Source organism: Streptomyces sp. NPDC006624 (assembly GCF_040611555.1).
Taxonomy (GTDB): domain Bacteria; phylum Actinomycetota; class Actinomycetes; order Streptomycetales; family Streptomycetaceae; genus Streptomyces.
The window spans coordinates 543,006-555,211 of the sequence record NZ_JBEXOM010000001.1 but is presented as its reverse complement, the minus strand read 5'-3'; the positions used below and the strand labels follow the sequence as shown (position 1 = coordinate 555,211).

Genomic DNA, 12,206 nt, shown 5'->3' with positions numbered 1-12,206 from the left:
GCGGCTCAGGCTGTGGCGTCGGCACCGTCCCCGCTGCGCACGATCACCAGGAACATGTCCGAGGCGAGATCCATGACGACCTCGGCGGGCAGGCCTTCCAGACGCCGCGCCTGCGCGAACTCCTCCGCAGGCCAGGAGCCGCGCGGCCCGCCGGCGGGAAAGCGTTCGAGCACCGTTCGCCCGTTCACCCTGCACCTCCATGTAGCGCTGTACTCGTAGAGTTAAACGCCAACCATGGGGTGAACGGCTCGCGAAGTGACGGTTCTGAGACGTAGTTGACACGCGTTCACCGTCAAGTGTGAGCAAACTCTCAGCCGCTTGGCTTATTTCCTCACTTTGGGTGTCAGTCGACGTACTCGTCGTACTCGTCGTGATAGCGGATGCGCTCGCCTCCCGCAGGCGCCCCGAGAGCCGACGCGCGCCCCCTGGGCTCCTCCCACTCCTCCTGCCGGCCCAGGGCGGTGAGGTCGAGCAGGCTGGTGGTCGAGCCGAGCCCGTCGAGACCGCGCCCGTACGTGGAGTACGTGTGGAAGACCCGGTCGCGGTCGCGCAGGAAGCAGCTCAGGCCGGGCCGCTCGACCAGCTCGCCGTCGCGTTCGAGGGTCGCCTCGAAGTCGCGGTTGAAGTCGCCGCCGTACGACGAGTACCAGGGCAGGACCCAGCCCATCCGCGCCTTGAACGGCAGGAGCTTCGGGTACGGCGCCCGGGAGACGACCGCGAACGACGTGCCGCGCGCACGGAGATGGGCGAGATGCCCGATTTGGTCGAGGAAGGCGGAGCAGCCGTGGCAGCCCGCGTCCCACTCGGGCGCGAACATGAAGTGGTGGACGACGAGCTGGTGCCGGCCGTCGAACAGATCGAGCAGGGTGGTCTTGCCGTCCCCGCCCTCGAACACGTACTCCTCGCCGACCTCCACCATGGGCAGTCCGCGCCGCTCGGCGTTGAGCGCGTCCCGCGCGCGGGTGGCGGCCTTCTCCTTGACCAGCAGTTCCGCGCGCGCCGCGCGCCACTGCTCGCGCGAGACGATCTCCGGAAGCGACATGGGCCCTCCTGTGACAACGGTCCGTCCGTGGTGGTGACCGACGGCGGGGGCAGAACTCATCGCCGCCCGCGAGGGGACTTTCTCCGCGGCGCCCTCCGGGGCGGGGGCGGGGCTCAGGGGCGGGGGCGGGGCTCAGGGGTCGTAGCGCTGGACGCGCCGGCCGTGGCCGCGGTCGGTGAGGGCCGGCAGCCGCTCCTCCAGTTCCCTCACCACGTCCGGGACGTCGATGGTCAGCAGGTGCCGCTCGCGCATCAGGATCCGTCCGTCGACGATGGTGGTGCGGACGTCGGCGGAGCGGGCGCTGTGCACGAGGGTGGCGGCGAGGTCGTGGACGGGCCGGGTGTGCGGTCCGGTGAGGTCGACCAGGACGAGGTCGGCGCGGCGGCCCGGCGCGATGCTGCCGATCGTGTCGCCGAGTCCCACGGCCCGGGCGCTCTGCGCGGTGGCGTGGTGCAGGGCCTGGCGGGAGGTCAGCCAGCGCGGGTCGCCCTCGGCCGACTTCTGCACGAGCGAGGTGAGGGCCATGGACTCCCACATGTCGAGGGAGTTGTTGGAGGCGGCCCCGTCGGTGGCGAGCCCGACGTCGACGCCGATGTCGCGCAGGGCGCGCACGGGCGTGGTGCCGGGCCAGGCGAACTTGAGGTAGCCGCGGGGCGCGCAGGCGACGGCCGTCCGCCCGGCCGCCCGTTCCAGCAGGGGCAGGTCCCCGTCGGTGATGCCGGTGCCGTGGGCGATGAGCACGTCGGTGTCGAGGATGCCGGTGCGCTGCAGGACCTCGATCGGGGTGACTCCGTGGCGGGCCAGGCCGGCGTCGGTCTGGTCGCGGTTCTCGGCGGCGTGCAGGTGCACGGGCAGGCCGTGCTCGCGGGCCGCCCCGGCGGTGGCGGCGAGGTCGGCGTCGTCGACCGTGTAGGGGGCGTGGGGCGCGAGCGCGGTGGTGATGCGCCCGCCGGCCGCCCCGCGGTGCCGCAGCGCGAACTCCAGTGACCGCTCCCGCCCTTCGGGCCCCTGCGAGGAGAAGAACGCCTCGCCCAGGAGCGCGCGCATGCCGCACTCCGCGACCACGCGCGCCACCGCGTCCATGGCGAAGTAGTGGTCGGCGAAGCAGGTGACGCCGCCGCGGATCATCTCGGCGCAGGCGAGCCGCGCCCCCAACTCGACGTCCCGCTCGGTCAGGTTGGACTCGGCCGGCCAGACGACGTCGTTGAACCACTCCTCGGTCGGCAGGTCCTCGGCGAGGCCGCGCAGCACGACCATCGGCGCGTGCGTGTGACAGTTGATCAGTCCGGGCAGGGCGACCTGGCCGTGGGCCTCGATGCGCTCGACGGCGGGCAGGTCCGCGACCGCCGCGGTCGTCGTCACCGCCTCGACGACCCCGCCGCGCACGACGATGGCGGCGTCCTCCGCGAACCCGACGCCTTCTTGATCGTCGTGCACGAGGACGGTACATGCGCTGATGATGAGGTCGACGGGACTGTCCGCGGCAGAAGGCGTCATCACGCCAACGTACGACGGGGTCGTAGGGCGGCATGAGCCGAACCGCACATCCTGTCGCGGCTCTGTCGCGGGGCGGGCCGGGCGAGCACCCTGGCCTTGCGCACCCGCCTGTCGGCTTCGGAAGGGAGCCCGGCATGCTCCTCGGCACCTGGAACCTGGAGAACCTCTACCGGCCCGGCGGCCCGTACGGCCCGGAGGACCAGGCCGCGTACGAGGCGAAGCTCGCCGCCCTCGCCGCCGTGATCACGGAGCTGGACCCGGCGCTGCTCGGCGTGCAGGAGGTCGGCGACCCGGAGGCCCTGGAGGACCTGGCCGGGATGCTGGACGACGACTGGCACCTCGCCCTGTCCGCCCACCCCGACAGCCGGGGCATACGGGTGGGGTTCCTGAGCCGTACGGAGCTGTCGGTGGTGGCCGACAGCATGGCGTTCCCGGATCCGCTGCGGCCGGTGCAGGCGGACGACGAGGGGGCGACGGCGGCCCGGGCGGGGCGGGGCTTCCTGGCGGTGCGGGCCGGGGACGGGTCGCTGACGGTGGCCGTCTGTCACCTGAAGTCGAAGCTGCTGTCGTACCCGGGCGGCCGGTTCCAGCCCCGCGACGAGGGCGAACGGGCCCGCTACGGCGCCTACGCCCTGTACCGCAGGGCGGCGGAGGCGACCGCTCTGCGCGCCCTCGCGGACGCCCTGCTGGACGGTGACGGCCGGGCCCGGGACGTGGCCGTCCTGGGCGACCTGAACGACGAGGTGCAGGCCGCGACCACTCAGATCCTGCTCGGCCCGCCCGGCTCGGAGATCGGCACCGAGGGCTACGACCGGCCCGACCGGGGCGACGCGGCGCGGCTGTGGAACGTGGCGCCGCTCATCCCGGCGGCACAGCGCTACTCCCGTGTGCACTCCGGGCGGCGCGAGCTGATCGACCACGTGCTGCTGAGCCACCGTCTGGTGCACCGGGCGACGGCGGCGGGCACGGGCCTGCCAGGCGAGGGCCCGCCCGGGCTGCCGTCGGTCGGCCCGGACCCGGCGGAGCGGCAGGGCACGCCCGGGTCGGACCACGCGCCGGTGTGGGTGAGGATCGACGGATGACGGCCAACGGTGTCCCCAAGCGCCTGACGTGGGCGGTGGAGCTCCTCGATCCCGCCCCCGGCGACCGGGTGCTGGAGATCGGCTGCGGCCGCGGGGTCGCGGTCTCGCTGCTCCTCGGCCGCCTCACCACGGGCACCGTCACGGCGGTGGACCGTTCCGCCACGGCCGTGGAGGCGGCGCGGCGGCGCCACCACGCGGCGGTCGCGGACGGCAGGGCCGTCTTCCACGTGCGGTCCCTGGCCGACGCGGACTTCACCGCGGGGTCCTTCGACAGGGTCCTCGCGGTGAACGTGAACCTCTTCTGGACCGGCGCGGCGGACGCGGAACTGACGGCGCTGCGCCGCTGGCTGACACCGGGCGGCCTGCTGTGCCTGTGCTGGGAGCCGCCGGACGGCGGACGGGCCGGGGACATCGCCGGGACGGTGGGGCGGGCGGTCGAGGAGCACGGCTTCGAGACGACGGTCGTGCGCGACGGCGTCCTGGTGGCGGTGCTGGGCGCGCTACCCGGCCAGGGGCGTGCGGGGCAGCCGTAGCCCCAGCCGCTCCCCCGGGCCCCGGAGTTCGGTGAGGAGGGCCGCGAGGCGCTCCCGGTGGCGGGTGCCGATCTCGCCGGTGTCGTCGAGGTGCACGGCACAGGCCGTCGTCGTGTCGACGAGGCGTTCGAGGAGGAGGGCGACCTCGTCCGCGCCCTCGGTGTGCCGGGCGAGGGCGGGCAGTTCGTGCGCGGCGAGGGTGATGGCCGAGCGGGCCTCGGCGAGGGTGCGGTAGGCCTCGCGCCGCAGGGTCCAGCGGGTGGCGCGGTGGCCGGAGGGGGTGCCGGAGCCGCCGATGCGCGGGGCGTCGGACTCGTCGAGCACATGGGTGAGGTAGGCGTACGCGGCCGCGCTCGCCGCCGTGAGCCGGCCCCGTACGCCGCCGCCGCGCTGGCCCGGCATGGTCAGGTGCCCGACGATCAGCACGATCGCGCAGGCCAGCAGGGTCTCGCCGATGCGTCCCGCGGAGGCCTGCGGTTCGCCGCCGACCATCACCAGGGCGAGTACGAGCACGGTGACGACGGCGGTCTGGGCGGCGAAGTGCCGGGTGGCGACGGGGATGAGCGCGCCGCTGAGGGCGACGAGCGCGACGAGCCCCTCGGGCCGGGGCAGGACGGCGGCGAGCCCGGCGAAGAGCAGCGCCCCGAGGACCGTGCCGGCGGCCCGGTTCAGCACGCGCGACACCAGCGGTCCCAGGTCGGGCTTGACGAGGAAGACGGCGGTGGCGGGCAGCCAGTACCAGTGCTCGTGCGTCCCGTACCACTGGCTGCGGTGCAGGGCCTGGGCGATGGCCGCGCTGGCCCCGAAGCACAGGGCGACGCGCAGCCCGTACTCGCGCCCGGCCGCGCCGAGGGCGGCGCGCAGCCGGTCGCCGGCCCCGCGCTGCCGGGTGTGCAGGTCGCCGCCCCGGCCCTGGTCGAAGGCCTCGGCGGCGTGCAGCAGGGCGTCGTCGAGGGCGCGCAGCGCGGGCATCGAGCGGGAGGGGGCGGGCAGCGGACCGGTGTGGTTGTTGCCGCGGACGGCGGCGGCGAGCCGCCGGGGTCCCTCGGAGGCCCGTGCGGAGAGGGTCTCCCCGGCCCAGGCGAGCGCGGTGGCGGCCTCGGCGAGGGGCAGGGCGGCGGCGTACTGCGCGTGCAGCCGCCGCTCGGCGGAGGAGGAGGCGTAGCGCCGCAGCCGGGGCCCGGCCAGCGCGTCCTGGGCGTGGTCGAGGGCGGCGGTCAGGGCGGCCCGGCGGCGGATGGCGTCGGGCCCGCCGACGGCGTCGAGGAGTTCGGCGACGGCGTCGTACACACCCGCGACGGCCTCGCGCTCCCCGTCGAAGCGGAAGTCCCCGGTGAGCGATCCGGGCGTGGGCAGGGCGAGGCGGAGCAGGAGCAGCCATCCGGCGCCGGCGAGGAACGCGAGCGCGCGTTCCCAGCCCGGGTCCGGCAGCGGCATGCCCGCGCCGACCGCGGACCCGACGAGCAGTTGCGTCCCGGCGGCGGAGGCGACGGGCCCGACGGCGCTGATCCCTCCGGCGACGAGCCCCACCAGGGTGAGCACGACGGTCAGCACGACCGCCCCGGTCCGTTCCCCGGCGTACGTCCCGGCCAGCAGCCCCAGCGCCCCGGCCAGCGCGGGCAGCCCGAGCCGCTTGACCGAGGCCCGGCGGCTCCCGGGCCGGTCGTTGATCCCGGCGAGCATGGCGGCGATGGCGGCCACGACGCCGAGCGAGGTGTGCCCGGCCCGGACGGCCACGAGCAGCAGCGGCCCGGCGGACAGGGCTCCCCGCGTCACCGCGCTCCAGGGCACGGGTTCCCGCTGAGCGCGCAGGGTGTGCGCGAGCCAGGGCGGAAGGTGCGGTGCGGTGGGGCGGAACACGGGGCTCCTGTCGTCTCGGCGAGGCAGGGGTGAGCCTTCGGGCGACGGTGGCCGGGGCGGGGTGTGGGTGTCCACGGTAAGCGGAGTTCCTGGAGGACAGGTTTCCGGAACGTGACGGACCGCTTGTGAGCCGGGTTCTTTATGAACGCAACGTCACCGGAGGCCGCGGTGGCGGGCACGGCCGGGGCGCCGGCGCGGTGACCTCTGGGGCGGGCCTGGGCCGGGGCGCCGGCGCGGTGACCTCCCGGGCGGGCCTGGGCCGGGGTGGGCGGTGACCTCCCCGGGCGGACCTCAGCCGGGGTGCACGGCGACCTCCCCGGGCGGACCTCAGCCGGGGTGCACGGCGACCTCCCCGGGCGGGGGCCGGCTCGCCGCCCGCCTTCAGGTCCTCCGCGGTCCCACGGCAAGGTCTCGCGATGCCCCGGCAGCATTTCGCCCCCCCGGCAGCGCTTTCGCGGCCCCCGGCAACCTTTCGCGCTCCCCTGGCAACCTTTCGCGGCCCGGCGGCCACTGATGAGCAGCAAGCGCGCGTTCCCGGACGCGCACGGACCGTGCATGGACGCGAAGGACTCATCCGTGGCTTCCCCCTCCCACCGCCGCCCCTCCCGCAGGCGGCGCACGGCCCTGGTCTCCGCTGCCGCCGCGGCGGCCGGTGCCCTCCTGGTCTGTCTGGTGCTCCTGCTGACCGCGCTCCGCCCCGACAGCGCGCCGGACACCGTACGGGCGGCGGACGGGCCCACGGCGGACGCCCGGCCCGGCGACCGGCACACGGAGCGTCGATCGACCCCGGCCCCCGAGCCCGGCACGGCCTCCCCGACGCCGACCCCGACCCCGAGCGCCACCGCGACCGGCGCCTCGGCGCGGCCCTCCCCCACCCCCACCCCGGCGGCCTCACCGCGCGCGGCGTCCGGCGGCACGGCACCGTCGGCCGGACGCATCGAGCCCGGCACCACGTACCGCGGCGTCGCCACCCACTACGACGCCGGGGACGGCGACGGCGCCTGCCTCTACGGCCCCAGCCCCGACCTGATGGTCGCCGCGATGAACCACACCGACTACGAGACCGCCAAGGCGTGCGGGGCGTACCTCTCCGTCCGCGCGGCGAACGGCGCCTCCGTCACGGTCCGCGTCACCAACGAGTGCCCGCTGCCCTGCGCCCCTGGGCAGCTCGACCTCAGCAAGGAGGCCTTCGCGAAACTCGCCGGTCTCTCCGCGGGCCGCATACCGATCACCTGGACCCTGCTGAGCCCGGGCACGTCCGACACGATCTCGGTCCGCTACAAGACCGGCTCCAGCCGCCACTGGTGCGGCGTCCAGGCTCTCGGGCACCGCAACCCGCTGGCCCGGCTCGAGGTCCGCTCCGGCACCGGCTGGCGCGCGCTGACCCGCACCGCCTACAACTACTTCCTCTCCCCCGACGGCACCGGCTGCGGCGGCCCGCTCCGGCTCACCGACCTGCACGGCGAGCGGCTCACGGTCGACGGCGTGGCACTGCGCCCGGACGCCGTACAGCGCACACGGGTGCAGTTCGCGCGGCATTGAGCAGCGGTCGTCGGTGGAGCGACGGATGCCGGAGCGGGTCAGGAGCGGCCGACTCCGGAACAGGACGGATCCGCCTCAGGAACGGGACGGATCCGCCTCCGGAACAGGACGGATCCGCCTCAGGAACGGGCCCGTTCCACAGCCCGGGCGAAAGTGGTCTCCGCCTCGGTGAGCGCCCGGGCGAGGGCGGCCGGCTCTCCGGTCAGGTTCTCCACGAGCGCGTCGGCCTCCCGCAGTCCCGCCCGGGCCACCAGCCCCTTCTCGTTGGTCACCCACTCCCCGCGCGCAGCCAGCACCGCGTGCGCCGTCTGCGTCGCCGCGAGGGCGATCGCTCCCGCGACCTGGGCGACCGCGCGCCTGGGCGCGTGTCCTGCCCGGGCGTAGGCCAGGGTGGCCGCGGCCATGCCGTGCCAGTGGGCGGGGGCCGACGCGCGCAGGGCCGGCAGATAGGCGACGGGGCGCGGCAGTCGGCCCCGCAGCACCCTGTTGACGGCCAGCTCCGCGACGAGCAGGTACGTCGGGATGCCCGCCAGGTGGAACATCAGCGGCTCCACCCGGAAGCGCCCCTGCTCCGCCTCCGCGAGCTGGTGTTCGACGACGTCCAGGTCGCGGTAGTGGACGTCCACCCTCCGGCCCTCGATCGTCAGCCAGGCGCCCCCGTTGAAGACGCCGCCGCCCCACGCGCCGATCTCGCAGACCTCGCCCTGCCAGCCGACGGCGCGCAGCTCGGCCGGGTCGAAGGGGCCGCGGTAGTAGACCGCCAGGTCCCAGTCGCTGTCGGGGCGTTCGGTGCCCTGGGCCCGGGAGCCGCCGAGGGTCACGGCCTCGACGGTGGGGAGGGCGGCGAGGCGGTCGGCGGTGGTGTCGAGGAAGACGTCGTCCGGGACGGTGGGCACGTCTGCTGCTCCGGGGTCGGCGGGGGCGCGGGCCCGGGCAGCGTAGGGGAGCGCTCCGCCCGGGGTGAAGCGAAATACGGGCGCCCGCGCAACGGGCCGCGTACGAGCGGCAGACCGTCCGCCCGACGCCGCTCGGCGTGGCGTGCCCGGGTACCCGGGGCAGCCGGTGGAGATTACGGCGACAGCCGTCGTTCCCGAGCAGCCGAGGACCGCCATGTTGATCGAACACCGCGGGCGGCGCCCCGTCGTCCCCGAGTCCGCGTACGTCGCCCCGACGGCCGTCCTGTGCGGGGCCGTCGTCCTCGGCGAGCGCAGCCGTGTGCTGCACGGGGCGGTGCTCACCGCCGAGGACGGCGAGGTCCGGGTCGGCTCGGACGTCGTGGTGATGGAGAACGCGCTGGTGCGGGGGCGGGCCCGGCATCCCGCCGTGATCGGTGACGCGGTGCTCGTCGGTCCGCACGCCCACGTCAACGGGGCCACCCTGGAGGACGAGGTCTTCCTGGCCACCGGTGCCTGCGTCTTCCCGGGGGCCGTCGCGGGCACCGGCGCGGAGCTGCGGATCCACAGCGTGCTGCACGTCAACTCCGTACTGCCGCCCGGCACCGTCCTGCCCATCGGCTGGATCGCGGCGGGAGCCCCCCGGGCGCGGCTCTTCGCACCCGCCGAGCACGACGAGCTGTGGCAGATCCAGGAGGCCCTGGACTTCCCCGGCACGGTGTACGGCATGCCGCGCGGCACCTCCATGCGGGAGATCATGGCCCGCCAGACGGCGCTGTACGGGGCCCATCGCGACGACGTCACGCTCGACGACACCGGCGGCGCGCACTGACCTCGTGCCCTACGAGGCGCCGTACGAGGCAATCACCTCGGACGCCGCCCGGCCGGACCCGCGAGCCGCGGTCCGTACCAACCGGTCATCGCGCCACCGTGCGGCGTCCGCCGGTCCGGGAGTCCCTCAGCCCTTCTCCTCGGTCACCGGGAGTTCCGCCGCCCGCGCGGCCGCCCGCAGGACGTCGCGCAGCATCGCGGGGGTCAGGCGGCCGGTGAAGGTGTTGCGCTGGCTGACGTGGAAGCAGCCGAAGAGCTCCAGGCCGTCGAGCAAGTACCGGGCACCGTGCGCGAAGACCGGGCGGGGCCGCGGCACGGGCCAGCCCGCCTCGGCGAAGGCGGGCAGCGCGGCCTGCCAGCCGAAGGCGCCGAGCACGACCACGGACCGCAGTGTGGGACGCAGCAGCCGCAGTTCCTGCACCAGCCAGGGCCTGCAGGTGTCGCGCTCCTCGGGGGTGGGCTTGTTGGCGGGCGGGGCGCAGTGCACGGGCGAGGTGACGCGTGCGCCGTACAGCTCCAGTCCGTCGTGGGCGTGCACCGCGGTGGGCTGCGAGGCGAGGCCGACGTCGTACAGCGCCTCGTACAGCACGTCACCGGAACGGTCCCCGGTGAACATCCGGCCGGTCCGGTTGCCGCCGTGGGCGGCGGGGGCCAGTCCCACGATCAGCAACCGGGCGTCCGCGGGCCCGAACCCGGGCACCGGCCGCCCCCAGTACGTCCAGTCCGCGTAGGCGGCCCGCTTGGCACGAGCCGTCTCCTCCCGCCAGGAGACCAGCCGCGGGCAGGCCCGGCAGCCCGCGATGCGCCGGTCGAGGCCGGGGAGACCACTGATGTCCATCACTCCACCGTAGGGGCCGCGCAAGGTACCGGTCGCCTGCCCCTGTCCGGCTTCTCGCGCTCGCCGGGGCGGCGGAGCCAGAGCAGGGCACCGGCCAGCAGCGCGGCGGCCGTCAGCAGCCACGGCAGCGGGCCCGGCGGCAGGGCCCCGACGACCAGCCCGGTGAGCGCGCCGACCAGTTGCTGGGCGAGGGACTGGACGGACAGGGCGGTGGCGCGGCCGGCCCGGGGGACGCGGCGGTGCAGCAGCTCCTTCTCGTTCGGGGACGCGGCGCCGAGACCGAGGTGGACCAGGCCGAAGCCGGCGACCGCGAGCGCCGCCGCCATCGGGTGCGGCGACGAGGCGGTGACGCCGAGCAGCAGCAGGCCGCATGCCCCGGTCCCCAGTCCCACCCGCACGGCCCGCTCGCCGCTGCCCGCGATCCGGGCGGTGAGCGGCGCGAGATGACTGCCCACGCCGCTGCAGACGAATCCGGCGCAGGACAGTGCCGCGTAGACCATCGCGCCGGAGCCGCTCGCCCCGGTCAGTTCCACGGCCCGGCCCGGTACGAGCAGTTCGATGGCGGCCAGGGCGCTGCCGACGGACGCGGCCGTGAGCAGCACCCGGCGGACCAGCGCGTCCCGGCCGCCGAGCCGCAGCCCGTCGAGGACGGTGACCGGGACGCCGCGCAGCACGGAGCGCGGAGTGACCGGCGGGCGCGGCGGCTCCCGCAGCGCGGTCAGCACGTAGCAGACGAAGACGATCCGGCTGGCGGCGCCCAGCAGCAACGGGACGGACAGCGGCAGCACCACCCCTGAGGTCGCCGCGCTCAACCACGCCCCCAGGCCCGGGACCAGACCGAGCAGCCAGGGCAGCGCTCCGCCGATCAGGAGACCGGCCGCGAGGGCGGCGGCGGTCGCGGAACCGCCCCGGGCCAGCCCGGTGCGCAGCTCGGCACCGGGGCCGGAGCAGTCGTGCACCGTGTCCACGTACCAGGCCTCCGCGGTGCCGCTGGCCAGGGCCCGGGCCGCGCCCATGAGGACCATGCCGGCGGTGAGGACCCAGACGGTGGTACCGAGGCCGACCAGGGCGAACGCGACGACGTTGAGCGCCCCGGCCAGGGCCAGCACCGGCCGGCGGCCGAGGACGTCGGAGAGCCCGCCGGTGGGCAGTTCCAGGGCGGCCACGGTCAGCGAGTGGACGGCGAAGAGTCCCGCGACCGCGGCGAGGGACAGACCGCGCTCGCTGAACAGCAGGACCGTGCAGGCCATGCCGAGCCCCGGCGGCAGCCACAGCAGCACGCAGACGGTGACGTAACGGCGGCCGGCGGTCCGTAGGCCGGGGGACTCGCGCCCCGTGTCGATCACGAGGCGCCCTCGCGACCGGCGTCCTCGCGACGGGTGTCCTCGTGACGGGTGTCCTGCTGACCGGCGTGCTCGTGGCCGGTGGCGCCGGGGCGGTCGGTGTCCGGCCGGGTGGGGCCGTCCTCAGCCGCGTCTTCCCCGCCGGTGTCGTCGCGGTCGTAGCGGGCGATGGGCAGTCCGGCCGTGAGGAGCACGACGTGCGCGGCACGCGGGTCGTCCGCGTCCCGGGCGGTCAGCTCCTCCAGCTTCCCGGCGAGCGTCTCCCAGAGCTCGGTGAGCGACTCGGGCGTCAGCCGGGGCATGAGGTCGCTGATCCCGGACGGCTCGACCCACTCCGGGCCGAACCGCCCTGCGGCCATGTCCGCCTCGTACCGCGCCAGGGACCGCTCCAGATGCTCGATCTGCCGTCGCCGCGACAGACTCACGAAGGCCCGGCCCGCCGCTGAGGACTCCATGGACTCGTTGCTCCAGGACGTCACGGTGTGCAGCGCCCGCCACCGCCGCTCGCGCCCGTCCCGGTGCTCCGCCTCGCCGATGAACGCGTACTTCGCCAGCACCCGCAGGTGGTAACTGGTCGACGCCGACGACTCCCCCGTCCGCGCCGCCAGCTCGCTCGCCGTGGCCGGTCCGTCCTGCCGCAGCAGCCCGAGGAGCTGGATCCGCAAGGGGTGGGTGAGCGCCTTGAGCGCGGCGGTGTCGTGCTCGGGGTCGAGTACGCGTTTGTGCTCGTCGCTGTCCATGCGGG

The 12,206-nt window shown here is 75.4% G+C and carries 12 protein-coding genes; 4 read left to right on the top strand and 8 right to left on the bottom strand.

From position 1 onward, the window contains the following. Positions 1-5: 5 nt before the first annotated feature. The 3 genes from ABZY20_RS02480 to ABZY20_RS02470 form a co-directional block, all read right to left on the bottom strand. Positions 6-188, bottom strand: coding sequence for a hypothetical protein (locus ABZY20_RS02480; protein ID WP_311683532.1), 183 nt, complete (start codon positions 186-188; stop codon positions 6-8). A gap of 155 nt (positions 189-343) precedes the next feature. Beyond that, positions 344-1,042, bottom strand: a complete 699-nt coding sequence (locus tag ABZY20_RS02475) for a DUF899 domain-containing protein (RefSeq protein ID WP_356435395.1) — start codon at positions 1,040-1,042, stop codon at positions 344-346. 132 nt (positions 1,043-1,174) lie between these two features. Continuing rightward, entirely contained in the window at positions 1,175-2,539 is a 1,365-nt protein-coding gene (locus ABZY20_RS02470) for an amidohydrolase (RefSeq protein WP_356435392.1), read from the bottom strand. 134 nt (positions 2,540-2,673) lie between these two features. On the opposite strand from ABZY20_RS02470, the gene ABZY20_RS02465 reads away from it, so the two are divergent. After that, on the top strand, positions 2,674-3,621 hold the full coding sequence (locus ABZY20_RS02465; RefSeq protein ID WP_356435389.1) for an endonuclease/exonuclease/phosphatase family protein: 948 nt from the start codon (positions 2,674-2,676) through the stop codon (positions 3,619-3,621). Beyond that, the gene (locus ABZY20_RS02460; RefSeq protein WP_356435387.1) at positions 3,618-4,154 is read left to right on the top strand and encodes a class I SAM-dependent methyltransferase; all 537 of its coding nucleotides are present in this window, start codon (positions 3,618-3,620) and stop codon (positions 4,152-4,154) included. Before ABZY20_RS02465 ends, ABZY20_RS02460 begins: the two co-directional genes overlap by 4 nt. On the opposite strand, the gene ABZY20_RS02455 is transcribed toward ABZY20_RS02460, so the two are convergent. Next, on the bottom strand, positions 4,122-6,014 hold the full coding sequence (locus ABZY20_RS02455; protein ID WP_356435384.1) for an FUSC family protein: 1,893 nt from the start codon (positions 6,012-6,014) through the stop codon (positions 4,122-4,124). The genes ABZY20_RS02460 and ABZY20_RS02455 overlap by 33 nt on opposite strands. A gap of 576 nt (positions 6,015-6,590) precedes the next feature. Between ABZY20_RS02455 and ABZY20_RS02450 the strand changes: the two genes are divergently transcribed. Beyond that, complete coding sequence (locus ABZY20_RS02450; RefSeq protein WP_356435381.1) at positions 6,591-7,556, top strand: expansin EXLX1 family cellulose-binding protein; 966 nt, start codon at positions 6,591-6,593, stop codon at positions 7,554-7,556. 119 nt (positions 7,557-7,675) lie between these two features. On the opposite strand, the gene ABZY20_RS02445 is transcribed toward ABZY20_RS02450, so the two are convergent. Next, positions 7,676-8,452 (bottom strand): nucleotidyltransferase domain-containing protein, encoded by a 777-nt coding sequence (locus tag ABZY20_RS02445; RefSeq protein ID WP_356435378.1) that lies wholly within the window; start codon positions 8,450-8,452, stop codon positions 7,676-7,678. Between the two features lie 214 nt (positions 8,453-8,666). Here ABZY20_RS02445 and ABZY20_RS02440 point away from each other — a divergent pair, with 214 nt between their 5' ends. Further along, on the top strand, positions 8,667-9,281 hold the full coding sequence (locus ABZY20_RS02440; RefSeq protein WP_356435376.1) for a gamma carbonic anhydrase family protein: 615 nt from the start codon (positions 8,667-8,669) through the stop codon (positions 9,279-9,281). A gap of 126 nt (positions 9,282-9,407) precedes the next feature. Here the strand turns inward: ABZY20_RS02440 and ABZY20_RS02435 are convergent, their stop codons facing one another. From ABZY20_RS02435 to ABZY20_RS02425, 3 genes are read right to left on the bottom strand one after another with little or no spacing between them, the layout of a single operon-like run. Then, positions 9,408-10,118 (bottom strand): uracil-DNA glycosylase, encoded by a 711-nt coding sequence (locus ABZY20_RS02435; RefSeq protein WP_356435373.1) that lies wholly within the window; start codon positions 10,116-10,118, stop codon positions 9,408-9,410. Beyond that, positions 10,118-11,464 carry an MFS transporter gene (locus ABZY20_RS02430; RefSeq protein ID WP_356435370.1) on the bottom strand — a complete coding sequence of 449 codons (1,347 nt, stop codon included), beginning with the start codon at positions 11,462-11,464 and terminating at the stop codon, positions 10,118-10,120. The genes ABZY20_RS02435 and ABZY20_RS02430 overlap by 1 nt, the downstream gene beginning before the upstream one ends. After that, a complete protein-coding gene (locus tag ABZY20_RS02425; RefSeq protein WP_356435368.1) occupies positions 11,461-12,201 on the bottom strand; it encodes a helix-turn-helix domain-containing protein in 741 nt (246 codons plus the stop codon). Before ABZY20_RS02425 ends, ABZY20_RS02430 begins: the two co-directional genes overlap by 4 nt. Positions 12,202-12,206 lie beyond the last annotated feature (5 nt).